Consider the following 23,736-nt stretch of genomic DNA (forward strand, 5'->3'; position numbering starts at 1 on the left):
CCGCCGCCGCCGAGTCCGCCGCCGCCGCCGCCCGCGCCGCCGCCGCCCGCGCCGCCCGTGCCGGAGACCACGGGCGTGATGGGGATCGCAATGACCCCGTTGAGCCCTTCGCTGAACGTGTTCGGGTTCACACGGAAGATGCGCGTGTAGAGGTTCGCATACTCGGGCAGCCGCTGCGTGAACATGATCGCGTAATCCTCCACCGAGAACTTGATCGGCTTGTCCGCCGACTTGATCACCACATCCAGCACCTGCGCCAGCGTCAAGTCCTTCAACGCCGGCGTCACCTTCACGATCACCGTATCCAGGTCAATCCGCGTCGGGCCCGTGCCCCCGGCCGGCGCGATGGGATTGCCCGCCGCGTCCAGAATCGGCGGCGGTTCCGCCCCCCCCGCCTGCTGCCCCGCAGCGCTCAACGGCAGGTCATCCAAAATCTGCGAGTTCAGCAGGTAGTTGATGCCCTTCTTGTCGGGGTCATACTTCTTGGTGTCGTCGCTGATGATCTTCACCACCTCGTTGAGCGGCAATCCGTCGAAAGAAACCTCGGGGAACACGATCTTCTCCATCTTCGACAAAATCTGCTGGCGTCCCTTGCTGGTGTAGACCTGCCACGGCACCTCCGCGTTCGTCCGGTAATACTGGCTCGGCACCGGCAGGCCGCTTCGCGACTCCTTGCTCCACAGCTTCTTGATCTCCAGCACCCTCACGTTGTAGTTGTGCTCCTGCTTCCGGATTTCTTCGTCGAACCGCGCCTCCAAGATCAGCCGCAGATAGTAATACGCGATGTCGTTGTAGGGATCCAGCTTCAGCGCTTCCTTCAACATCTCCTCCGACTCGTCGAACCGTCTGATCTGGTAGTAGACGCGCGCGTCCTGGATCATCGACGCCACCTTCGTCCGGTTCTCCGCGAATCCCGGCAGCTTGCTCAACGCCTCCTTGCTCGGTGTCCGCCCGCGCTGGCCGATTTCCACTTGCGCATTGAATTCCTTGAACTCCCTGGCTTTCTCATTGGTGGGTTCGAACACCAGCAACTTGTCCGCCTCTTCCGCGGCGCGCTTGAACTCCCCGTTCTCCTGATACCGATACGCCAGCGCGATGCGCGCGGCCGTGAGGCCGGAGAACGCCCGCTTGAGCGGCGCATCCACGTTCACCTCGCCGAGCTGCCGCGCCAGCAGGATGCACCCCTCGTAAAGCGTGGCGGCATTGGTCAGGTTGCCTTCCTTGTGGACGCGCTCGGCGTAGAGGAGGTTGAGGTTCAGTTGCTGGGCGGTGGCCGCCCGTTTGTGGGCTTCCTCTTCCATGAGCCGGATGAGGTCGTCGCGGGCCTTGGCGGGGTCCACCTGGGCCCGGAGCGATCCAGCCGTTGCATGGACGAGGATGGCGAGTGCCAGAGCCTTTGCGGCTCCGGCCCACAGGGGACTGGAGTTTGTCATACAGTTCGGTTTATTGCCGTGGCCTGATTGGGATGGGGATGATCGTCCGCTTTTCAGTGGAGACGGATTCGACTATGAACTCGGTGTCCTTGATTGCAATGATTTTGTAGGATTCGCCGCCGAAAGTGATGGTGTCGCCGACGCGGCGGTTGGCGGGAATGGCGGGCAGGGGTTCGAGGGGATACGCCAAGTCGATGGCGTAGCCCATGATGCGTTTGTAGGGATTGCCGGGCGTGATCTTGTAGTCGAGCACGGGCGGTTCGTTGGTCATGTGGATGTCCACCACGAACTGAAGTTCAGGGGTGTTGAATCCGGTGGCTTCCTTGAGGAGGGCGCGGAGGGTGTCGTCGAGTTTGGCGGTGCCGCCGGTCTGGGTGGATCGCGGGATGGCGGTGCGCAAGTTGGCGTTGGTGTGGTATTCGCGGGTGAAGTAGAGGGTGATGTTGGTGCGGTCGGTGGTGGTGCTGGCCTTGGCATCCACGACGAGGTGCAGGGGGGTGTGCTTGCTGATCTGGAGCTTCCTGGGTCCGATGTCGCTTCCACGGACGATCTGCTGGTCGTTGGTGCGGAGATACCAGGTCCATGGATTGAAGACGTGGTGGAGTTTGTCGAGGTCGAGGGGCGCGGGGGTCTTGAGCTTGACGATGATGTCGTTGTATTTCTGCTGGTTCTCGACTTCGGCCTTGTTGTCGGGGGCGTCGACGGCTTTGTCGACTTCGATGCCGACTTGTTTGACCTGCCAAAGGAGCCAGCCCGCCGCGCCGAGGAGTCCGGCCAGGACGACGGTTAGGATGAGTTTCTCGTAGTGGCGCTTGAGGAATTCCATGGGGTTGCCTAAGGGGAGTCGTCAGGCGGCATGGTGGCTTTGGACTTTTTGGATTTGGCGGGAGGGGTTCCTGGCGGCGGCTGCGGGGGCTCGCCATTTCCACCGGTCATCGCAGCCCCGGCTGCCGGCGGGGAGGCGACGCTGACTTGTCGGGGCGGGCCTTTGTAGGGTTTGATGATGTCCACCTTCATGGTGACGAGCAGGGGCTTTTCATCGAGTATTTTGACGAGGTTGGACTTGGGTGCGCCGGCGCCCTTGGCGGCTTTGCCGGGCGGCTGCACTCCCGGCGCCGGCTGGCGGGGCGCCGCCATGGCGGGATTGGGGTTGGGCATGGGCATGGTTCCGCCTCCCGCCTCGGCGGGATCGGCCTTGGGGGCGGGGGCGGGGCCGCCTTCGGAGGATTGGATGTCGATTTTTCGGACGACGAGGAAGTAGCGGTTGGTGGCGAAGCGGTTGAGGACGGAGCCGAGTTCGGGGGTGAAGCATTTGAAACTGACGACGTAGGGGGCAACGATGCCGTAGTGGTTGGTCACCACGTGTCGGTCGGTGAGGAATTCGGGGTTGCTGCTGGTGGGTTCGCCTTTGACAGGGGTGCGCTGGATGGATTGGAGGGAGGAGATGCGGGACTCGAAGAGGACGCTGGCGATGGCGCGGATTTCCTCGAGCTGGATGATGAGGTCGGGGATGAGTGTGACCTGGATCTGGCGGCCGAGGAGTTCGCCGAAGGTGAATTTGTATCGGGGGGGGAGAGTGATGCCGGAGTTGGTGGCTTCGCGAGTGAGCTCGGCGATGTTTTTGTCGAGCAGGATCATGAACGGCCCGGGGGCGATGGGCTGGTTGGTGATGGTGACGAAGAGGCCTTCGGCTTCGTCCATGAATTTTTTGAGGACGACGCCGTTGTTTTTGATGATGGCGATGTTGGCCTCGCTGGGTGTGGGGTTGTATTCGCTGAGGGTCTTGATGCCGTCCTTGAGCTGCTTGATGCTTTCGTCGTAGCTATTGTAGACGGCGTATTCGGAGAGGAGGTAGACGATGGCAATCCCGAGCAGGGCGAGTGCGCCGAGGGCGCTGATGACGAGGAGAATGTTGCGTTTGAGCCAGAGCATGGTTTCAGGGATGAACGGCCAGGTGGCCGGTCACGGCTGGATGGGTTGCTTGAGCTGGAGGGTGACGGCGAAGCCAAAGGTGTGGTTGGTGGCTTCGACTTGTTCGATGCGGTTGGTGAGGCTGGTGCCTTCGGCCACGAAAAGGGCGTTGGTTTGGAACTGGTGCTGGAGCGCGAGGACAAACTCGGAGTTGGCGCTGGGGGAGTGTTTGGTCAGGCTGAGTGCGCGGCAGTTGAGGTTCAGGAAGTGGATGGCGCCGCTGCCTCCGACTGAAGTCGGGGTTGCCGCTGCTGCGGCTGCTGCGTCGGCTTCGCCGCCCAGGGGGGGCACGCGGGACGGAGGGCCGCCGCCGCCGCCGCGCCCTTCCTCGACGGCCGCCATGCTTTCGATCCAGATGCCGGAGTGGATGACTTCGTTGGTGGGCACGCCGTCGGGACGGTGCGGGTTGGTTTCCATCTTGATGAAGATGTCCTGGATGCCTTTGAAGACTTCGCCCCACCGGACGCGGTTCTTGAGGATTTCTTCGTAGAGGAGGGTCTGGCCTTTGATGGCGTTTTGTTCTTCCACGGCTTTGCCGAGGCGTTCGGCGGCTTCGTTCATGGGGTTGAAGACTTTTTCAAGGTCTTCGCGTTGTTTGGCTTTTTTGGCGCTGGCCCAGCTGTAGAACATGCCCATGGCGAAGACGACGAGGACGACACTGAAGATGCTGGCGATGAAGTAGGCTCTTTTCTGGCTGAATTCCTGGCGCTTGCGGTGGGTGTCGGGCATCAGGTTGAGCTCGACGGGGCATTGCGCGAGGTTGCGGATGGCCAGGCCGACGACTTCGCCGAAGGTGTGGGCGTGCTTGGCGAGTTCCTCGAGGACGACGCCCTGGTCGATCTGGATGAGACGGAAAGGGTTGAGGTATTCGACGCCGGTGTTGAGTTTTTCGGCGAAGAATTGGGCGGTGTAGGGCATCAGGCTCGCGCCGCCGGCCAGATACAGCCGCTGGGGGGCGGTGCCGCCCTGTTGCCCGCGGTAGAACTGGATGGTCTGGTTCATCTGGATGTGCAGGCGGGTCATCACCTGCCGCGCGATCTTGGAGAGCAAGGCCTGGTGCGGGCTGTTGGGGTCTTCGTAGGCGCCGCCGAGGCTGACGAAGCCTTCCTCGATTTTCATCCGCTCGGCGTCGGGGAAGGGGACGCGGGATTCGTTGGCGAAGTCGCTGGTGATGGAGTTGGCGCCGATGGTGATGGCGCGGGAGAAGCTCTTGGACTTCTCGAAGAAGAGGAGGTTGCTGGTCTTGGCGCCGATGTCCAGGATCATGCTGCAGCCTTCCTGGTCGCTGTAGTTGAACCGGAAGGAGTTCATGAGCGCGGCGTGGGAGACATCGACGAGCTGGAGGTCGAGCTTGGCGGCTTCGCAAAGGCGCAGGTAGCTTTCGACGACTTCTTTCTTGATGGCGACGAGGAGGACTTCGAGGCCGCCGTCGGCGGCCTGCCCGAGGAGCTGGTAGGCCCAGACGACTTCGTCGAGTGGGAAGGGGACGTTTTGTTGCGCCTCGTATTGGATGATTTCGCCGAGCTTGGCGGCGGATTCGGCGGGGAGCTTGACGAACTTGGAGAAGACCTGGGAGCCGGGCGCGCAGATGTTGACTTTGCGGGCCGTGAAGCTGTTTTCGGCCATGGCTTCCTGGAGCTTGGCGAGCACGATGCCTTCGCGTGTGGCTCCTTGGGCCCCTTCGAGGCCGAGCGGCTTGACGGCCCACCGGACGAGTTTGAGGGAGCCGCCCTCGGCGTGCTCAAACTCGCCCATCTTCAGCGTGCCCGCGCCGAAATCAATGCAGAGAAATGGTTTGGCCATTCGGTGTGTCTTGTGTCGCCGCGAACCTGCACGAATTTCATCGGAACTCCAACCGGGGCGAACTGGTTGAAGATGGGGTAACGGAAAAGCGCATGTGGGTCAAACAGTAAATCCCTGCGCCGCGGGCTTTGCGCGTCCGTAAATCTCCGGCGCGGCGCGGCTCAGACGCGCGGCTTGAAATACGCGATCGTGTCCACGAGGCCCGCGGCGAGCGGCACCCTGGGCTCCCACTTGAGCAACGCGCGCGCCTTGGTGATGTCGGGCTTGCGCTGCTTGGGGTCGTCCTGCGGGAGGGGCTTGAAGACGACGCGACTGCGGGACTTTGTCGCGCGGATGATGTGCTCGGCGAACTCGAGCACCGTCATCTCCGTCGGGTTGCCGATGTTCACCGGCAGCGAGTGGCCGCTCATCATCAGCCGGTAGATGCCCTCGATGAGGTCGGAGCAGTAGCAGAAGCTGCGCGTCTGCGAACCGTCGCCAAAGACCGTGAGCGGCTTGTTCGTCAACGCCTGGCTCACGAACGCCGGCACCACGCGCCCGTCGTTGAGCCGCATGCGCGGACCGTAGGTGTTGAAGATGCGCACGATCCTCGTCTCCACCCCGTGATACGTGTGATACGCCATCGTCATCGCCTCGGCGAAGCGCTTGGCCTCGTCGTAACAGCCGCGCGGCCCGATGGTGTTCACATTGCCCCAATAATCCTCGCGCTGCGGATGCACCAGCGGATCGCCATAAATCTCCGACGTCGACGCGATGAGGAACCGCGCGCCCTTGGCCTTCGCAAGCCCGAGGGCCTTGTGCGTGCCGAGCGAGCCGACCTTCAGCGTCTGGATCGGCAGTTGCAGATAATCAATCGGGCTCGCGGGCGACGCGAAGTGCCACACGAAATCCACCGGCTCATCCAGGAAGATGAACTCCGTCACGTCCTGGTGAATGAACCGGAACCGCCGGTTGCCCGCGAGGTGCGCGATGTTGTCCGTCGAGCCCGTCACCAGATTGTCGAGCGCGATGACCCGGTGCCCGCGCGCGAGGAGCAAGTCCACCAGGTGCGACCCGAGAAACCCCGCGCCGCCGGTGACGACCGAGATGGGCGTCGCGGATTTCGGCGCCCGCATTTTTGTGGCCATAAGAGCGGCGAGTTTTCGGGCAGGCGCGGCGAAAGTCGAGCGCAACGTGCGCGGCGCGAATTCGCTCGACCCGTGCGCGCCCGCCGCCTTGAATGACGCCGTCCGGTCCCAAGTCCAAACGTCCGCGCCCCCGCGGCCCCATGCCATCATGAAAAACTCCGCCCGTCTCCCGTTCCTGGTCGCCCTCGCTTCCGTCGCGCTCACGCTTCACGCCGAGGCCGCCGCAAAGAAGATGCTCGTCATCACGCAGTCCAAGGGCTTCACCCACAATCCCGTCAAACGCCCCGCGCCCGACCAGCTTTGCCTCGTCGAGCAGACGCTCAATGACATCGGCAGGAAGTCCGGCCTCTTCGAGACCGTCAACTCGCAGGACTCCATTGCCGCGCTCACTCGTGAGAATCTCGCCCAATTTGACGCCGTGTTTTTCTACACCACGGGCGTGTTGCTGCCCGCGGGCGACCCGCGCGAGGCGCTCACCGACTTTGTGAAATCAGGCAGGGCGTTCCTCGGCGCGCACAGCGCCACCGACACCTTCCACGGCGGCGGCGGGTTCCCCGGCTACGTGCAGATGATCAACGGCAGCTTCGCCGGCCACCCTTGGAACGCGGGCAACACCTGCTCCTTCGTCAACCACGAGCCTTCCCACCCCACGGTGAAAATGTTCCCCGCCGAGTTTCAGTGGAAGGACGAGATCTACCAATACAACAACTACGACCCCAAGACCGTCCGAGTGCTCCTCAGCCTCGACATGAGCAAGACCAGCCCAAAGATGCCCTACCACGTGCCCGTCTGCTGGGTCCGCGAGTTCGGCTCCGGCCGCCTCTTCTACACCAACCTCGGCCACAACGACGCCACTTGGAAGGACGCGACATTCCACGAACACCTCCTCGCCGGCTTCCGCTGGGCCACGAAACTCGACAACGGTCCCGCCACCCCAAACCCCGACGTGCAGGCCGCCGAATACGTCAAGGGCGTCGCCGTCGTCGCCGCCGGCGCCGCGAAGAAGGACTGGCAGCCCATTGCCGCCAAGGCCGCGAAAAAGTCCGCCGACGCCGCGTGGTTCGCCAAACTCGTCGCCGACGTCGAGGCGTGGCGCAAAGCCCCGACTCCCGACGCCAAGAAAGCCAGCCCCGAGGAAGTCCAGTCCGCGGCCGCGAAGAAGTCGGATCTGCTCGCGGCGCTGCTCGCGCATTTGGAGAAGTGACACTCCACTACCCTGCTCCGTAACACGGCAGCCGGCACACCCGCCATCGCCGCGCGACGCCCGATCCGTGATTCCTCATCGGGCCGTCACCTGCCCTCTCCAAGTCCCGACGCCCCAATCCTGCCGCGAACCGATGGCCCAACTCTCACGAACCCCGAAGTCACGGCGCACAGTCCCCGTCATCCACGACGAACCCGAGGTCACCAACATGATCGACGCCGCGCGCTCGCACTACGGCGACCGCGTCACCACAGCCCGCAGCGGCAACGACTACATCGCCGACACTCGAGGCGAAGCCGCCGGAGGACGAGCGGGCCCGAGCCGGTTCATCGCCCGGCCTGCGGCCGTTCGTCCGCTTCACTTGGCATTTCCTCCGCACGGCACTACGCTCCGCGCGTGTTCCGTCCCTGCATCGACCTGCACGAAGGCCGCGTGAAACAAATCGTCGGCGGCACACTCGGCGATGACCCCGCCGCGCTCCGCACGAACTTCACCTCGCCCCGCCCCGCCGCTTGGTTCGCCCAACTCTACAAGCGCGACGGACTCCGCGGCGGCCACGTGATCCAGCTCGGCCCCGGCAATGAAATCGCCGCCCGCGAGGCGCTCGCCGCATTCCCCGGCGGTCTCCAGGTCGGCGGCGGCGTGAATCTCGACAACGCCCGCGCGTGGCTCGACGCCGGCGCCTCGCACGTCATCGTCACCTCCTGGGTTTTCCGCGACGCGCAGCTCGACTTCGACCGCGTCCGCGCGCTCGTCGCCGCCATCGGGCGCGAACGGCTCGTGCTCGACCTGAGCTGCCGCAAACGCGACGGCCGCTACTGGGTCGTCACCGACCGCTGGCAGAAGTTCACCGAGTTCGCCGTCAACGGATCCGCCCTCGCGCGGCTGGCGGCGTTCTGCGATGAATTCCTCATTCACGCCGTCGACGTTGAGGGCCTCTGCGGCGGCGTGGACCTCGAACTCGTCTCGCAGCTCGCAGAAACTTCGCCGCTCCCGACGACTTACGCCGGCGGCGCGCGCTCGCTGCTCGACCTCGAGGAAGTCACGCGCACCGGCCGCGGACGCATCCACCTCACCATCGGCAGCGCGCTGGACATCTTTGGTGGAACCGGCGTCCGCTACGAAGACTGCGTCGCATTCAACAAGTCCCATCCGTCCCCTCCATCCCACGGGACCGATGTGCCGCGCCACTGACCCGCCTCCATGCCGCCCGCCCCGCCCGCCACCGAGTTCGCCGTCCGCGGCATGAACTGCCAGGGCTGCGTGCGCCACGTCGCTGACGCCATCCAGTCCGTGCCCGGCGTCGAGACGGCGGTGGTGGACCTCGCTTCCGCGCGCGCGACCGTGCGCTGGAAATCCGGCGCGACTCCCGCGAACGACGCCGTGACCGCCGCCGTAAAAGCCGCCGGCTACGGCGCCGGGTTCATTCCGCATTCCGCAGCCCGCACGCCACACGCCGCTGCCGAAAGCTGGCGCGCGAGCGTGCTGCTCGGCGCGGCCGCCACGATCCCGCTGATGATCGGCGAGTGGGTGTTCGGCCTCGGCATGGAACGCTGGTGGCACTGGACGGGCTTCGCGCTCGCGCTGCCCACGCAGGTGTTTTGCGGCGGCCGCTTCTATCGCGGCGCGTGGCGGCTGCTCAAGGCCGGCGGCGCGAACATGGACACGCTCGTTGCGCTCGGCTCCACCACGGCGTTTGCCTACAGCGTGTTCGGGCTCTTCGCCGGCTGGCACACGCACCTCTATTTCATGGAGGCCGCCTCCATCATCACCGTCGTCAGCGCGGGGCACTGGATGGAATCGCTCGCCAGCGCGAAGGCCGCGTCCGCGCTGCGCGCTCTTCTCAGTCTCGCGCCCCACACCGCGCGCAAACTCGACGCCGCCGGCGCCGAAAGCGAAGTCCCCGTCGCCTCGCTGCGCGCCGAGGACCGCGTCGCGTTGCGCCCCGGCGACCGCGTGCCCGTGGACGGCGACGTGCTCGAGGGCGCGTCCGCCGTGGACGAGGCCATGCTCACCGGCGAGTCGCTCCCCGTCGAAAAGTCCGCGGGCGCGAAGCTCTTCACCGGCACCGTGAATCAAAACGGCCGCCTCGTCATGCGCGTCACCGCCACCGGTGAATCCACCGCCCTCGCGCACATCATCTCCGTCGTGCAGCACGCACAGGCGAGCCGCGCGAACATCCAGAAACTCGGCGACCGCGTCAGCGCCGTGTTCGTTCCCGTCGTCGCGGTCGCCGCCCTCGCCACGGGCTTGTGGTGGGGGCTCGCGTTCGAAAGCGCGAAGTCGCTCCACACGTCACTCGCAGCCGCGCTGTGGATGTCGCACCTGCCCGGCACCGCGCTGGCGGCCGCGTTCATCCACGCCGCCGCCGTGTTGATCGTCGCCTGCCCTTGCGCGATGGGGCTCGCCACCCCCGCCGCCATCATGGCCGGCACCAACGCCGCCGCCCGGCGCGGGATTCTCATCCGCGACGGCCTCGCGCTCGAGAAATGCGGCACGATCACCGCCGTGCTCTTCGACAAGACCGGCACCCTCACGCAAGGCAAACTCGCCGTGGCCGCGACGCACGAGTGCGGGCCGCCCGGCCGCCGCCAAGGCCGGCTCGCACCACTCGCGGCCGCGCTCGCCGGGCCTTCGAACCATCCGTTGAGCCGCGCCGTTGCCTCGGGACTCAAACCCACGGACGAAGCCCCCGACTGGCACGAGGTGCACGGCTGGCGCGAAGTCCGCGGCTCCGGCGTCGAGATGATTCTCGACGATGAACCGGCGCGACTGGGTTCGCCCGCGTGGTTGCGCGAATGCGGCGTGGACTTCACGCCCGCGGACGGCTTCGTTGCGCAATGGACCGGCAGCGGCGCGACCGTGCTCGGCGTTGCGCGGGGGAACAAGCTGGTCGGCGCCATCGCCTTGCGCGACGCGCTCAAGTCCCGCGCCGGCGAAGTCGTGCGCGAACTTACCGCCGGCGGGCGCCGCGTCTGCCTCGTCACCGGCGACAACACCGCGACCGCGCGGGCGATCGCGGCGCAGGCGGGCATCGCCGCGGAAAACGTCTTCGCCGGGGTCCGGCCGGAACGGAAGGCCGAGATCGTGCGCGACCTGCAGTCACGCGGCGGGCGCGTGGCCTTTGTCGGCGACGGCATCAACGACGCGCCCGCGCTCGAACAGGCCGACCTCGGCGTGGCGGTGAGCCGCGCGAGCGACGTCGCGCGCGAGGCGGCGGACATCGTGCTGTTGCGCTCCGACATCGAGGCCGTGCCCGAGGCGCTCGGGCTCGCACAAGCGACGCTGCGCACCATCAGGCAGAATCTATTCTGGGCGTTCTTCTACAACGCCGCCGCCGTGCCGCTCGCCGCGCTCGGTTTCATCAGTCCCATCTTGTGCGCCGCCGCGATGGGCGCGAGTGATGTCGTCGTCATCGGCAACGCCCTGCGCCTCGCGCGGTGGCGCCACGGCCGGCGGCGGCAGGGTTTCGAGCCGCGCCTTTGGGGTTCCCCCATTCAACACTCGACACCCCGCCCCGCCCCGGCTAAGACGCACCCAAACCCGCCGACATGAAAACGCTCCGCCCGACACTCGCCGCCTCGCTGCTCGTCGCCACGCTCACCGTCGCCGCGGCGGACCGGGGCAAGCCCATCAAACTCACCGACGGCAAGACCTTCGCCGGGTGGGTCGGCGACACCAACAAGACGTGGCGCATCGTGGACGGCGCGTTCGTCGGCGGCACGCTCGACGCGAAAGTGCCGCGCAACGAGTTCCTGCGCAGCGAGCGCGCGTTCACCAATTTCGTCCTCCGCGTGAAGTTCAGGCTCGTGGGCACGGAGGGCTTCGTGAACGGCGGCGTGCAAATCCGCAGCCAGCCCGCCCTCCAGCCGCCCAACGAGATGGTCGGCTACCAGTGCGACATCGGCGACGGCTGGTGGGGTGCCATCTACGACGAGACCCGCCGCAACAAGGTGCTGGTCAAGCCGGACGCCGGAGCCGTTGCGAAGGCGGTGAAGAAGGGCGAATGGAACGAATACGAAATCCGCGCCGAGGGCAGACGCATCCGCACCTCGATCAACGGCGTGGCGATGGTGGACTACACGGAGCCCGATGACAGCATCCCGCAGCACGGGTTGCTCGGCTTGCAAGTCCACGGCGGCGGCAAGACGGAGATGAGCTACAAGGACATCACGGTCGAGGAACTGCCCTAGGCGGCACAGCCTGGCTTCGGGTGGCGGCCGGACCGCAACCGCGCGCGCGTGTGAACAACGCGTGAATCGAATTCCAAGAACTCCGCGTTGCGCCCCATCCACGATTCCAGTCTGCTGTGTCTCCCATGATTGACACCGTTGACTCGCCCGCGCCCCCACCGCCGAACCCGCCGCCCGACTTGAAGCGCGGCGTGCGCCAGCGCGCGAAAATCGAGAGCGCGCGCGTGGACCGCGAGCCGCCGCATTCCGAGGACGCCGAGCGCGCCGTGATGGCGTGCCTGCTGCTCGAGCCGTCCGCGTGCATTCCCGTCTGCATCGGGCGCTTCAAGGGCGACGCGAACGTCTTCTACGACCCGCGCCATCAGGTGCTCTACGACACCCTGGTGGAGATGTTCGATGAGCAGGCAAAGATCGACGTCATCACCGTTCACCAGCGCCTCAAGGAGCGCGGCAAGGTGGACATGCTCGGCGGCGTGCCGGGACTTTCCGCGCTTCAACTCGCCGTCGGATCCGCGGCCAGCCTCGATCATTACGCGGACATCGTCCGCGCGAAACACCTCCTGCGCCAGATGATCGCCACGTGCTCGGGCGTCATCAGCCGCCTTTACGATCAGGAAGGCGACGTGGACGAGATCATGGACGAGGTCGAGCGCGACGTGCTCAAAGTCTGCGAGGCGCGCGTCGAGCCGACGGTGAGATCCATCAAGGACCTCACGCATCACGCGATCGGGCAGGTCCAGGCGTTCCACGAAAACAAGGGCGCGCTGAGAGGGCTGTCGACGGGGTTCCCGGATCTCGACCGGATCACGACCGGGTTGCAGCCGGGCGAGATGATCGTCATCGCCGCGCGCCCGTCGATGGGCAAGACCTCGCTTGCCATGAACATCGCGGAGAACGTCGTGCTGGGCGAACGGCCGCTGCCCGTCGGGGTGTTCAGCCTGGAAATGACCGCCGAATCCCTCGTGCTGCGCATCTTGTGCTCGCACGCGCGCGTGAACATGCGGCAGATGCGCGAAGGCTTCATGGAGGAGCGGGAATTCCCGCGGCTGACCACCGCGGCGGGCCGGCTGTGCACCGCGCCGCTGTTCATCGACGACACCTCGGGCCTTTCCATCCTTCAGCTCCGCGCCAAGGCCCGGCGCATGGCGCAGCAGTATGGCGTGCGGCTCTTCGTCATTGACTACCTCCAGTTGCTCCATTCTACTGCGGCGCGCTCGAAGGAAAACCGGCAGCAGGAGATCGCGGAAATCTCGAGCGGCATCAAGGCGCTGGCCAAGGAACTGCGGGTTCCCGTCATCGTTTTGGCCCAGCTCAACCGTGAAATCGAGAAGGACCGCGGCCGCAAGCCGCGCCTTTCCGACCTCCGCGAATCCGGCGCCATCGAGCAGGACGCCGACCTGGTCGGGTTGCTTTACAAGCCCGCCACCGAAGACGATGAAGACGGCGCCCCGCCCGAGGGACACGACGGGCTGCCCGTGAACCTCTTCATCGCCAAGCAGCGCAACGGCCCGACCGGGGACATTCCGCTGACGTTCCTGAAAGGCTACACCCGGTTCGAAAGCGCCGCGAAAATCAGCGCGGACGATGTGCCGGGCGAGTGACACCGGTCGAGGAACGCGGTTGCGGCGGTCCGGTGAAACCACGAATGAACACGAATGCACGCGAATGAAGCCACGACGTGGAGCGACCTGGATTCTGTTTCAACCGGGTCCATCTGCGCCGGCCCGCACCCGTTCCCGGAGTAGACCCACTCCCATCCCACACGACCCGATGAACCGCAAACTGCTCCGCCGTTACTGCATCCTCTTCGCGCTGCTCGCCTACTGGGTGACCGCGCAGGCGCAGGTGCCCGCATTGCCGCCCGTCCGCGCCATCGAGATCGAGCACATCGGCCCGCCCGCCGTCGGCGACGCGCGCATCCACTCCTTCATCCGCCTCAAAGTGGGAGACCCGTTCAACCGCAGCATCGTGGACGAGGACATTCGCCGGCTTTACGACACCGGCAACTTCTACAACATCCGCATCGGGGAGGAACTCGTGGCGGGCGGATTCAAGATCATTTACAGGGTGCAGGGCAAACCGCGGATCGAGGACATCCGCTTCGAGGGCAACAAGCAGAAGAGCACCTCCTCCCTGCTCAAGAAAATCACGTCCAAACCCGGCCAACCGCTCGACGATCACAAGCTCTACACCGACGCCGAGGCGATCAAGAAACTCTACCAGCTTTCCGGCTACCAGAAGACGCAGGTCAAACCCACCATCAGCATCAACGAGGCCGCCGGCCGCGGCACCGTCACCTTTGAGATCACCGAGTCGCCCAAGGTGAAGATCAAGAACATCGTCTTCGACGGCGCGACCGAGTTCACCCAAAAGAAACTCGCCGGCGTGCTCAAGACCAAGCGGCGCTGGATGTTCTCGTGGATCACCGGCTCCGGCGTGCTCAAGGACGACGAGTTCGACGAGGACCTCGAGCGCCTCGCCGAGTTCTACCGGAACGAGGGCTACATCGACTTCCGCGCCGTGGAGCTGAAGGACGTGAAGTTCGAGCAGACCGATCCCAAGTGGGTGACCATCCGCATCCCCATCTTCGAGGGCCGCAAATACAACGTCGGCACCGTGGCCTTCAAGGGCAACAGCCTCTTCCCCGCCGAGCAAATCCGCGCCGGCTGGGAGGCGGGCCGCGGCATCCAGATGACCGAGGGCAAGACGTTCACGCCGAAGGGGCTCGAGACCGACCTGCGCGCCATCCGGGATTTCTACGGGGCCAAGGGATACATCACCGCGCGCGCCGATGCAGCGAAGAATCCAAACGTCGAGACCGGCAACATCGACCTCGTCTACGAGATCGTTGAAAGCGACAAGGCTTACGTCGAGCGCATCGACATCCGCGGCAACATCAAAACCAAGGAGAAGGTCATCCGCCGCGAACTGGCCATCGCGCCGGGCGAGACCTTCGACATGGTGAGCGTGAACCTCAGCCGCCAGCGCATCGAGAACCTGAACTACTTCGAGAAGGTCGAAACCGCGCCCGAGCCCACCGACGTGCCGAACCGCAAGAACCTCGTCCTCACCGTCGAGGAGAAGAACACCGGCAACTTCTCCCTCGGCGCGGGCTTCAGCTCCATCGACAGCGTGCTCGGATTCGTCGAGGTCACACAGGGCAACTTCGACCTGTTCAAGCCGCCCTACTTCACCGGCGGCGGGCAGAAGGGGCGCCTGCGCCTCTCCTACGGCGCGCGCCGCCAGGATTACGTGGCGACGTTTGTCGAACCGTGGTTCCTCGACCGCAAGCTCGCCCTCGGTGCCGATGTCTATCACCGCAATTCCGACTACAACGTCCTCCTCTACGACGAGGTGCAAACCGGCGCACGCATCAGCCTGGAACGCGCGCTCGGGAGCGACTTCCTCCGCGGAAACTTCACCTACACCATCGAAAGCGTCGGCATCAAGAACGTCGCCACCAACGCCTCGCCGGAACTCGTGGGCGAGACGGGGCGCAGCCTCGTTTCGAAAGTCGGCCTCGGCCTCAGCTACGACACCCGCCGCGGCGGGCTCATCCCCAGCGGCGGCCAGCGCACGGGCATCACGGCCGAACTTGCCGGCGGCCCGCTCGGCGGCGAGAACGACTTCTACAAGCTCGAACTCGGCAGCTCCTGGTATTTCCCCGGCTTCCGCGAGGGGCACCTGCTCGAACTCGGCGGCCGCATCGGCTCGGTCGAGCCTTACGGCAGCTCGACGAACATCACCATCTTCAACCGTTACTTCCTCGGCGGCCCGCGCACGTTGCGCGGCTTCGAGTATTACGGCGTCGGCCCGCGCGACTCGCTCCGCGAGCCCTTCGGCGGCAAGACCTACTGGATGAGCTCCGTCGAATACAGCGTCCCCACTATCATCGACCGCCTCCGCGCGGCCGTCTTCTACGACATCGGCAACGTCTACACGAGCGCCTTCAGCTTCAACCCGAACAAGGCGCGCGGCGAAGTGCTTTACAGCGACAACTACGGCGTGGGCGTGCGCCTCAACCTGCCCTTCGGCCCGCTGCGCCTCGACTACGGCTGGCCCATCAAGAAGGATGCCTTCACCGGCGGCGGCGGTCGCTTCAACTTCGACGTGGGATTCACACGCGACTTCTAGCCCGAACTCACCCATCGCTTGCGCCGCTGAAAAGCCCCGGCCCGTCTTGAGCAAATCCGATTCGTCGTTGTCTATCGCCCGTTGCCCGCTAAACTGACCCTCTTATGAAACTACGCTTCGCCGCCGCCGCCCTCGCCGCCCTCGCATTGTCGGCGACGCCGCTTCGCGCCGCCGACCTCAAGCTCGCCACGGTCAACCTCAAGAAGACCTTCGACGACTACTGGAAGACCAAGCAGGCCGACAAAATCCTCAAGGAAGACGGCGAGGCGCTCCAAACCCGCTACAACGGCATGATGGAGGACTTGAAGAAGTCCGCCGACGAATATCGCAAACTCCTCGAGGCCGCCGCCGACACCGCCATCTCCGAGACCGAGCGCGCCAAGCGCAAGAAAACCGCCGAGGACAAGGAGCGCAACCTCAAGGACATGGATAACGCGCTCAAGACGTGGATGCGCTCCGCCGACGCGCAGGTGCAGGAAAAGAAGCGCAACCTCCGCGAGAAAATCCTCACGGAAATCCGCTCCTACATCGAGGCGCGCGCCAAGGCGGGCGGCTTCATTGCCGTGCTCGACTCCTCCTCCGAGAGCCTCAGCAACGCGCCGATCCTCCTCTACAACGGCGGCCTCACCGACCTCACGGATGAATTGCTCAAGCAACTCAACGCCACCGCCCCGCCCCCGACTCCCGAGCCGCCCGCCAAGACCGGCGACCTCGGCACCAAACCCGTCGAACCCGTCGCCAAGCCCATCGAGAAGAAGGACGAGAAGAAGTAATCCGATCCCCCCTCTTGCTTCTCACCTCGATTCCATGCCCTCCCTTGCCAACAAGTGGGTCCTCATCACGGGCGCGTCCGCCGGCTTCGGCGCCGCCGCCGCGCGGGCGTTCGCGCGTGAAGGCTGCAACCTTTTGCTCGGCGCCCGCCGGGGGGACCGCCTCGAAGCCGTCGCCGCCGAGTGCCGCGCGCTGGGCGCGCCTTCCGCGCATGCGTGCAGGATGGATGTGGGCAGCACGCCGAGCGTGAACGCCTTTGCAGACTGGACCAAGTCCCTCACGCCGAAGGTGGACGTGCTCATCAACAACGCCGGCGGCGCGCACGGGCTCGACACGGTGGCCAACGGCAGGGACGAGGATTGGGACGCGATGGTGCAGAGCAACTTCCTCGGCGTCATGCGGGTGACCCGCGCCATCCTGCCGCTGATGCTCAACAACCCCGGCAGCTACATCCTGAACATCGGCTCGGTGGCCGGCATCGTCGCTTACGAAGGCGGCTCGGTGTATTGCGGCGTGAAGGCGGCCGAGTTGATGATCACCCGCGCGCTGCGCCTCGAACTCTGCGGCACCGGCGTGCGCGTCGGCTCGATCGACCCCGGCATGGCCGAAACGGAGTTCAGCCTGGTGCGCTTCAAGGGCGACAAGTCGCGCTCGGACAAGGTTTACGAGGGAGTCGAGCCGCTCACGGCGGAGGATGTCGCGGAGTTGCTCGTCTTCTGCGCGAGCCGTCCGCCCCACGTCTGCGTGGACCAACTCCTCGTCAAGTGCACCGACCAGGCCGCCATCCACAAGGTGCACCGTCGCACCGCCAGGTAGTTCCGCGGGCCACCCGGCGGGTCACATCATCGGAAACAGCTTCGCCAGCACGATGACCACGGCGAGGCCGACAAAGCCCATCAGCGTCACCATCGGCGAGTAGAACTTCAGCGCCTCGCGCTCAGTCAGCCCGCTCATCTTGCACACGACCCAGAAGCCGCTGTCGTTCATCCACGGCACGGGCTTGGAGCCGCAGCCGATCGCCAGCGCGAGGTAGACCGGATGAAACCCCATCTGCGCCGGGTCCGCCATGCCGCCGAGCATGCCCACGGTCGTGATCATCGCGACGGTGGCCGAGCCTTGCGCGACGCGGATGAGCGCGGTGACACAGAACGCGAGCGGCAGGATGGCAATGTTGTGGTGCGTCGAGAGTTCCTGGATGCGCGGGCCGATGCCGCTCTGTTGCAGCACGCCGCCGAACGCGCCGCCCGCCGCCGTGATGAGGATGATCAGCCCGGCTTCCGAGAGCGCGTCCTGCGTGGCCGCGCCCAGCGAGGCGAGGCTCGAGCGCTTCTGCCACGCGAGCAGGCCGAGTGCGATGGCCGCCGAGAGGGCGAGCGCGATGTTCGGGTCCCCGAGCGTGTGGAACCACGACGCGAGCGCCTTCAATTCCGCCGCGACTTCCCCGGGCGGCCGCGACTTGAGCAGCGACGCGAGCAGCGTGTCGCCGCTGATGAGAAACACCGGCAGCACGATGGGCAGCAGCGAGAGCCAGAACGGCGGCAGGGCCTGCTCGTCGCGCTTCGCGAGTTGTTCAAGCTCTGCGAGGTTCGTGTTTGGCGACTCGCGCAACGGGATTTCGTTGCGGCGGTTGACCCACTTCGCCCAGGAGTAACCGGCGACGGCCGTGAACGCGCTCACCACGCAGCCGCCGAGGATCATCAGGCCCATGTTCACGTTGAGTGCCGCGGCGACGAACAGCGGGCCGGGCGTCGGCGGCGCGAGCGAGTGCGTCATGGTTGCGCCCGCGATGATCGTGAGGATGTAGAAGAGATAGTTGCGCCCGGTGCGCAGGCGCATGGCTTTGCCGACGGGAATCATGAGCAGGAACACCGTGTCGAAGAAGACCGGGATGCCGAGCAGGTAGCCGCTCGTGAGAAAGGCCAGCGGCGCGCGCGACTCGCCGAGCACGCCGAGCACGCCGCGCACGATCTTGTCCGCGCCGCCGGAGTCGAGCAGGCACTTGCCGACGATGGAGGCCATGGCGATGAGGATGCCAATCTTGCCGCACGTGGAGCCGAACTCGCGCGCGACGCGCTCGGACGCGGAGCGGTTCGCCAGCGTCTTGGCCTCCTGCGGAGACATCTTGTTCTTCATCGCGAAGTCCACCAGCGCCCGCTCGCTGGTGAGCGCGCCGACGACGAGCGCGCCGAGGACCAGCGCGAGAAAAGCGTGCAGCCGGAAGGCCAGGATGCCGCCCATCACAACCACGATGCCGATGAGGAGAATCCAAAGCGGGTCCATGCGGGCAATGAGTGTCGCGCAGTGTGCTGCGCGGGCGGGTGCCGAGTCGAGCGGTGATTTCGATCGCGGCCGATACTTGCACTCGTCCGCGGCGTCCCCGACTTCCCAATCCTCTCGATTCGAGAACTGCGCGGAGCTGTCACGGAGTCCACAGCGTCCCCGGCTCCCGCTTCGGCGCGGGCGAGGCCGTGCGGCGGGCTTTGAGCGTGATGTAAGGCGGCACGAACCAGCTTCGATGCCCGAAACTCCCCGGCCGCGCCGTCGGGTCCGAGTAGCGCGGTTCCACGACATCCTCGATGACAAACCCGGCGCGGCACAACCCGCCGAGCAAATCCTCAAGCCGGTGCAGGAACTCCATCGTGCCGGTCTCGCGATGCTCGGCGGCCTTCACAAGCGGCGCAAGCGGGCCGGCGTGATAGTAAGGCGCCACAAGCTTGTAGCCGTTGTCCTCGGGCTCCGCGCCGGCCTGCAAGCTCACCGGCTGCTTGTGCTGCACGATGTAAAGGCCGCCCGCCGCCGTGACGCGCGCGACTTCGCGATGCACCGCGGCGACATCCGGCACGTAGCACGAACTGACCGGTTGCAAGACGAAGTCGAACGCGGCGTCGCCAAGCGGAAGGTCATCCATCGAAGCCTCCACGAGGTTCACCGACAGCCCGCGAGCCGCGGCCGCCGCGCGGTCGAGATCGAGCATCGCCGGGCTGAGGTCCACCACCGTCACGCTCGCTCCCGCGCTCGCGAAAAGGACGCCGTGCTTCGCGCCGCCCGCGGCGAGGCACAGCACGCGCTTGCCGCGCACGCCATCGGTCAGCCAGCCGAACGGATTGATGACGCGCGCCGGATTCTCGAAATCCTTGTCCGACGCCGGGCGCGTGTGCGCCTGGTTGCGGCGGACGCGCTCATCCCACGCGCGGCGGTTGTGGTCGTGAGCGAGGCTCATGCGGCGAAGGTAACGAAAAGAAAAAGCCCGGCGCGAGCGGGATCGTCGAGGCAGGCATCCTGCCCGCAAGTGACAGCGGAATCCTGCCGCTACCGCCGCGGCCGGACTACTTGCGCCAGCGCCCGAAGAAGCCGCGCTGGATGATCTCGGCGGGTCCGTCGCCCACCGCCGACGCGAGGTCGCGGATGCTGCCGGTGCTGTCGCCGAGCTTCGCCGCGGGCGCTCCCATGAGGTCGAGCAGCGCGAGGTAGAGGTTCGCCATCGGCGTCTCGATCGGATACTCGCGATGCACGCCCGTGCGGATGGCGCCGCCCGCGCCGCCCGCGACGAGCACGGGCAGGTCGTGGTGCGCGTGCGCGTTGCCGTCCGCGATGCCGCTCCCGTAAACCACCGCGCAACGGTCCAGCAGCGTGCCGTCGCCCTCCTTCACGGACTTGAGCTTGCCGAGGAAGTAGGCGAACTGCGTCGTGTGGAATTTGTTGATCTTCGCGATCTTCTCCATCTTCAACTGGTTCTGCCCGTGGTGCGAGAGGTCGTGGTGGCCCTCGTTCACGCCGATCGCAGCATAGCTGCGGTTGCTGCCGTCGTGCGCCGCGAGGAACGTCGCCACGCGCGTCGTGTCCGTCTGGAACGCCAGCGTCATCAGGTCATACATCAGCCGCATGTGCGATTCGTAGTCCGCCGGGATGCCGCTGGGCTTGGAGTAATCGGGCAGCGCCGCGGCAAACTTCTCGGCGCGCTCGATACGCTGCTCGAGTTCGCGGACGGCGCCAAGGTATTCGTCAAGTTTGCGCCGGTCGGTCGCGCCGAGTTTGGACTGGAGCGCCTTCGCGTCCTCGAGCACGAAATCGAGCACGCTCTTCTGATAGTGCTCGCGTCGCGCGCGCGCCTCGGACGCGTCAGCCTTGCTGCCCGCGGCGAAGAGCCGCTCGAATGCCTGCCGCGGATCAATCTCCGGCGGGATGGGCTGCGTCTCGGAGCGCCACGCGAAGTTGAACTGGTAGGCGCAACTGTAGCCCGAGTCGCACGAACCGGCCTGCCGCCCGCGGTCGCAGCCGAGTTCGAGCGACGGCAGCTTCGTCTGCGAACCGATTTTCTGCGCGGCGAGCTGGTCCACCGAAACGCCGACGCGGATGTCCGCGCCCGCGGTCTTGCGGGCCTGCATGCCGGTGAGGAAGGTGGCGTTCGCGCGCGCGTGGTCGCCGGGACCGTCGCCGTTCGCGCGGGCCTTCGTGTGCGCGAGCCCGCTGAGGACGGAGAAATCCTTCCGGAACGCCTTGAGCGGCTCGAGGGTCGGCGTGAGTTCGTAATCGGGGCCGAGGGTCTTCGGCGTCCAGTTCTGCATGTCCTGGCCGTTGGGCGTGTAGACGAACGCCATGCGCACGGGCAGCTTGCCCGCGCCCGCCGCCGCCGCGCGCGAGGCGGGCAGCATGGATTCAAGGACAGGCAACGCGACGATCGTGCCGAGACCGCGCAGAAATGTGCGCCGCGGGAGGTGCCAGGACTTGTGAAGGCTCATGTTCGGGCTATGAGACGACCGTAAAGTTGAGGGGTTTCAATGACAAGCTGGTTTTCCGGCCCGGAGGCCGCCGCGGTCAGTGGTTGAACACGAACTCCGCCGAATTGAGCAGCGCCCACATCACGTCCTCGATGGCCGGCTGGCGGGTGGACGCCGAGTCGCCGAAGCACCGGCTCGCGATGCTCAGTTCCTCCGCGACCGGCGGTCGGTTGAGGGCGGCGAGGTAAAGTTCCGTGATGATCTCCGCGGGTGTCGCCGTGCTCGCGGCGAGCCGGGCCGCGCGGCCTTCGCTGCTGGAAATTTTCTCGTGCAGCCGGGTGGAGTTCATCAGGTGCAGCGCCTGAACCACGCTCGTGCGCGTGTCGCGCTCGCACGGGCAGTCGGCGCTCGCGTTCGGGCGGCCGAAGGCGTCCAGCGTGTCGGACGCGAGCCGGTTGTTCCACGCCTCGAGGGCGCGCGCGCCGGCGGGCAGGCCCTGGAAATTGTCCGGCACGCCTGTCACGCTTGCGACGGCGTCGGCGAGGACTTCAGCGGGAAGCCGGCGTCGGTAGGCGCGGGAGAAATTCTTCGTGTCGGCGATGTTGGACTCGTTCGGCAGCGAGCTGAGTTGATAAAGATGCGAGCGCATCACGGTGCGCATCGCGTGCTTGAGGTCGAACTTGTGCGCGGCGAAGTCTTTCGCAAGCGCGTCAAGCAGCGGCTCGTGGGTCGGCGGGTTCGACGCGCGGAAGTCGTCCACGGGGTCCACGATGCCGCGGCCGAAAAACTCGGCCCACACGCGGTTCGCCACGGCGCGCGCGAAGAACGGGTTGCCCGGCTCGGTCATCCAATCCGCGAGCGCGGCGCGCGGATCGCTGGTCGTGGGAATTTCCATCGCGGCGCCGGCGAGCGGCGCGGGCTTCATCACGGCGCCGGTGACGGGATGCTTCAGCGTCGAGCGGCCCTCGGCGAACCAGATGTATTCCGGCTCGCCGGAGATGGGCGTCGAGATGCCCTGCCCCTTGCGCCGGATGTCCGTGAAGAACGCGGCAAACGAAAAGAAATCCTCCTGTCCCCACCGCTCGTTCGGGTGGTGATGGCACCGGGCGCAGTCGAGCCGCACGCCGAGGAACACCTGGCTGATGGCGGGTGCGATGTCCACCGGGTCGCGGAAGTGCCGGTAAAACACCACCGGCCCGTAACGGTGCGTGCTGCCCTCGGCGGTCAGCAACTCGCGCGCGAACTGGTCGAAGGGCTTGTTCGCGCGGAAGCTCTCGCGCAGCCACGCGTCCATCATGAACGTGCTGCGCACACCGACGCGGAACGGGCTCGGCCGCACGAGGTCCGCCCACTTGATGGCCCAATGGTCGGCCCAGGCGGGATTCGTGAGCAGGCGGTCGATGAGCTTCGTGCGCTTGCCGGGGTCGGTGTCCGCGAGGAACGCGCGCGTCTCGTCCGGCGTCGGCAGCGTGCCGATGGCGTCGAGCGACGCGCGGCGCAGGAATTCCGAATCGGTGCACGGCGCGGAGGGCAGCAGGCCGAGCTTCTTGAAGCGCGCGTAGGCGAGGTCATCAATGAAGTTGTTCCGCGGCAGCGCGGCGTAGGCCGAGTCGGGCAGCGGCTTGTCCGTCGGCACGGTCACGCGCGCGATGTCCACAAGCCCCATGTAACGCGCGACGATGATGCCCTCGCCGCTGACGATGCCGACCTTCACCACGCCCGCGTCGTCCACGGTGGCGATTTCCTTCTCGTTCGAGATGAAGTGCGAGAGCGCGGTGACGTCGCGCGTCGAGCCGTCGCTGAACTTCGCGGTGACGCGGAGCGGCTGCGTCGCGCCCTTCTTGCAGCGGTTCTCGGCGGGCGAGACTCTGACCTCCGTGAGCGCCGGCTCGTCTGGCGTCGCGTAAGGCATGCCCTGGCGGATCCATTTCAGGATCGTGGAGTGCGCGGGCGAGCCCGCGGCGAAACGCGGTCCGCCGCCGTGCTGAACCGCCATCGTGGGTTTCAGCAGCAGCAGGCTCTGCTCCGGGCTCGCGGGCGAAATGCGCCGGCCGCGCGCGGCGCGCGTGATGTTGTAGAAATCCGCGCGCGGGTCGTAGGCGAAGACGGAAAGCTTGAAGCCGCCCTTGCCGTCGGCCTTCGCGTGGCAGGTGCCGGCGTTGCATCCGGCCTTGCTCAACACCGGCAGCACGTCGTTGACGAAGCTGACCTGCGCGTCCGGCGATGCGGGCGCCTTCGCAGCAATCGCGGAAGCGGCTGAAGCGAACGACGCGGCGAAACCGAGTCCGCAGAACAACGCGAGCCGATTCATGCGCGCAGAATCTCGTTCACCACGCGGCCGGGCTGGCCGTCGGTAAGCGACATCTCGGTGTTGTTCCGCTT

At 66.1% G+C, this 23,736-nt stretch carries 16 protein-coding genes and 1 pseudogene; 9 read left to right on the forward strand and 8 right to left on the reverse strand.

Features of this window, described 5'->3' with window-relative positions:
- A pseudogene (locus FJ386_11355) lies at positions 1 to 75 on the forward strand (LysM domain-containing protein).
- Positions 76 to 1,443: 1,368 nt separating this feature from the next.
- Here FJ386_11355 and FJ386_11360 read toward each other — a convergent pair.
- The 4 genes from FJ386_11360 to FJ386_11375 all read right to left on the reverse strand — a co-directional run bounded on the left by FJ386_11360 (position 1,444) and on the right by FJ386_11375 (position 6,322).
- Positions 1,444 to 2,259: a hypothetical protein gene (locus tag FJ386_11360; protein ID MBM3877304.1), complete on the reverse strand. Its 816-nt coding sequence runs from the start codon at positions 2,257 to 2,259 to the stop codon at positions 1,444 to 1,446.
- An 8-nt stretch (positions 2,260 to 2,267) separates the two neighbouring features.
- Positions 2,268 to 3,365 carry a hypothetical protein gene (locus FJ386_11365; protein ID MBM3877305.1) on the reverse strand — a complete coding sequence of 366 codons (1,098 nt, stop codon included), beginning with the start codon at positions 3,363 to 3,365 and terminating at the stop codon, positions 2,268 to 2,270.
- Positions 3,366 to 3,395: 30 nt separating this feature from the next.
- Positions 3,396 to 5,207 carry a type IV pilus assembly protein PilM gene (gene pilM, locus FJ386_11370; GenBank protein ID MBM3877306.1) on the reverse strand — a complete coding sequence of 604 codons (1,812 nt, stop codon included), beginning with the start codon at positions 5,205 to 5,207 and terminating at the stop codon, positions 3,396 to 3,398.
- Between the two features lie 161 nt (positions 5,208 to 5,368).
- Positions 5,369 to 6,322 carry an SDR family oxidoreductase gene (locus FJ386_11375; protein MBM3877307.1) on the reverse strand — a complete coding sequence of 318 codons (954 nt, stop codon included), beginning with the start codon at positions 6,320 to 6,322 and terminating at the stop codon, positions 5,369 to 5,371.
- On the opposite strand from FJ386_11375, the gene FJ386_11380 reads away from it, so the two are divergent.
- The 8 genes from FJ386_11380 (at position 6,216) to FJ386_11415 (ending at position 17,452) form a co-directional block, all read left to right on the forward strand.
- Positions 6,216 to 7,538 (forward strand): ThuA domain-containing protein, encoded by a 1,323-nt coding sequence (locus FJ386_11380; protein MBM3877308.1) that lies wholly within the window; start codon positions 6,216 to 6,218, stop codon positions 7,536 to 7,538. The two genes, FJ386_11375 and FJ386_11380, sit on opposite strands and share 107 nt — an antisense overlap.
- A 396-nt stretch (positions 7,539 to 7,934) precedes the next feature.
- A complete protein-coding gene (gene hisA / locus FJ386_11385; GenBank protein ID MBM3877309.1) occupies positions 7,935 to 8,732 on the forward strand; it encodes a phosphoribosylformimino-5-aminoimidazole carboxamide ribotide isomerase in 798 nt (265 codons plus the stop codon).
- 9 nt (positions 8,733 to 8,741) lie between these two features.
- A complete protein-coding gene (locus FJ386_11390) occupies positions 8,742 to 11,093 on the forward strand; it encodes a cation-translocating P-type ATPase (protein MBM3877310.1) in 2,352 nt (783 codons plus the stop codon).
- Positions 11,090 to 11,731 (forward strand): DUF1080 domain-containing protein, encoded by a 642-nt coding sequence (locus FJ386_11395; protein ID MBM3877311.1) that lies wholly within the window; start codon positions 11,090 to 11,092, stop codon positions 11,729 to 11,731. The genes FJ386_11390 and FJ386_11395 overlap by 4 nt, the downstream gene beginning before the upstream one ends.
- Positions 11,732 to 11,856: 125 nt before the next feature.
- Entirely contained in the window at positions 11,857 to 13,332 is a 1,476-nt protein-coding gene (gene dnaB, locus FJ386_11400; protein ID MBM3877312.1) for a replicative DNA helicase, read from the forward strand.
- Positions 13,316 to 15,865 carry an outer membrane protein assembly factor BamA gene (bamA, locus tag FJ386_11405; protein MBM3877313.1) on the forward strand — a complete coding sequence of 850 codons (2,550 nt, stop codon included), beginning with the start codon at positions 13,316 to 13,318 and terminating at the stop codon, positions 15,863 to 15,865. The genes dnaB and bamA overlap by 17 nt, the downstream gene beginning before the upstream one ends.
- Before the next feature lie 104 nt (positions 15,866 to 15,969).
- Positions 15,970 to 16,638 (forward strand): OmpH family outer membrane protein, encoded by a 669-nt coding sequence (locus FJ386_11410; GenBank protein MBM3877314.1) that lies wholly within the window; start codon positions 15,970 to 15,972, stop codon positions 16,636 to 16,638.
- Entirely contained in the window at positions 16,505 to 17,452 is a 948-nt protein-coding gene (locus FJ386_11415) for an SDR family NAD(P)-dependent oxidoreductase (protein MBM3877315.1), read from the forward strand. Before FJ386_11410 ends, FJ386_11415 begins: the two co-directional genes overlap by 134 nt.
- Before the next feature lie 21 nt (positions 17,453 to 17,473).
- On the opposite strand, the gene FJ386_11420 is transcribed toward FJ386_11415, so the two are convergent.
- The 4 genes from FJ386_11420 to FJ386_11435 all read right to left on the reverse strand — a co-directional run bounded on the left by FJ386_11420 (position 17,474) and on the right by FJ386_11435 (position 23,665).
- Entirely contained in the window at positions 17,474 to 18,916 is a 1,443-nt protein-coding gene (locus tag FJ386_11420) for a GntP family permease (protein MBM3877316.1), read from the reverse strand.
- A gap of 139 nt (positions 18,917 to 19,055) precedes the next feature.
- Positions 19,056 to 19,856, reverse strand: a complete 801-nt coding sequence (locus FJ386_11425; GenBank protein ID MBM3877317.1) for a class I SAM-dependent methyltransferase — start codon at positions 19,854 to 19,856, stop codon at positions 19,056 to 19,058.
- 106 nt (positions 19,857 to 19,962) lie between these two features.
- Entirely contained in the window at positions 19,963 to 21,375 is a 1,413-nt protein-coding gene (locus FJ386_11430; GenBank protein MBM3877318.1) for a DUF1552 domain-containing protein, read from the reverse strand.
- 76 nt (positions 21,376 to 21,451) lie between these two features.
- A complete protein-coding gene (locus tag FJ386_11435; GenBank protein MBM3877319.1) occupies positions 21,452 to 23,665 on the reverse strand; it encodes a DUF1553 domain-containing protein in 2,214 nt (737 codons plus the stop codon).
- Positions 23,666 to 23,736 lie beyond the last annotated feature (71 nt).

The organism is Verrucomicrobiota bacterium, from assembly GCA_016871675.1.
In the GTDB taxonomy this organism is placed as follows: domain Bacteria; phylum Verrucomicrobiota; class Verrucomicrobiia; order Limisphaerales; family VHCN01; genus VHCN01.

Excerpts from the sequence above, each read along its gene's own strand:
- FJ386_11360 (MBM3877304.1), bottom strand. The coding sequence starts at position 2,259 with ATGGAATTCCTCAAGCGCCACTACGAGAAACTCATCCTAACCGTCGTC.
- FJ386_11365 (MBM3877305.1), bottom strand. The coding sequence starts at position 3,365 with ATGCTCTGGCTCAAACGCAACATTCTCCTCGTCATCAGCGCCCTCGGC.
- pilM (MBM3877306.1), bottom strand. The coding sequence starts at position 5,207 with ATGGCCAAACCATTTCTCTGCATTGATTTCGGCGCGGGCACGCTGAAG.
- FJ386_11380 (MBM3877308.1), top strand. The coding sequence starts at position 6,216 with ATGACCCGGTGCCCGCGCGCGAGGAGCAAGTCCACCAGGTGCGACCCG.
- FJ386_11375 (MBM3877307.1), bottom strand. The coding sequence starts at position 6,322 with ATGCGGGCGCCGAAATCCGCGACGCCCATCTCGGTCGTCACCGGCGGC.
- FJ386_11390 (MBM3877310.1), top strand. The coding sequence starts at position 8,742 with ATGCCGCCCGCCCCGCCCGCCACCGAGTTCGCCGTCCGCGGCATGAAC.
- FJ386_11395 (MBM3877311.1), top strand. The coding sequence starts at position 11,090 with ATGAAAACGCTCCGCCCGACACTCGCCGCCTCGCTGCTCGTCGCCACG.
- dnaB (MBM3877312.1), top strand. The coding sequence starts at position 11,857 with ATGATTGACACCGTTGACTCGCCCGCGCCCCCACCGCCGAACCCGCCG.
- bamA (MBM3877313.1), top strand. The coding sequence starts at position 13,316 with ATGTGCCGGGCGAGTGACACCGGTCGAGGAACGCGGTTGCGGCGGTCC.
- FJ386_11410 (MBM3877314.1), top strand. The coding sequence starts at position 15,970 with ATGAAACTACGCTTCGCCGCCGCCGCCCTCGCCGCCCTCGCATTGTCG.
- FJ386_11415 (MBM3877315.1), top strand. The coding sequence starts at position 16,505 with ATGAATTGCTCAAGCAACTCAACGCCACCGCCCCGCCCCCGACTCCCG.
- FJ386_11420 (MBM3877316.1), bottom strand. The coding sequence starts at position 18,916 with ATGGACCCGCTTTGGATTCTCCTCATCGGCATCGTGGTTGTGATGGGC.
- FJ386_11425 (MBM3877317.1), bottom strand. The coding sequence starts at position 19,856 with ATGAGCCTCGCTCACGACCACAACCGCCGCGCGTGGGATGAGCGCGTC.
- FJ386_11430 (MBM3877318.1), bottom strand. The coding sequence starts at position 21,375 with ATGAGCCTTCACAAGTCCTGGCACCTCCCGCGGCGCACATTTCTGCGC.
- FJ386_11435 (MBM3877319.1), bottom strand. The coding sequence starts at position 23,665 with ATGAATCGGCTCGCGTTGTTCTGCGGACTCGGTTTCGCCGCGTCGTTC.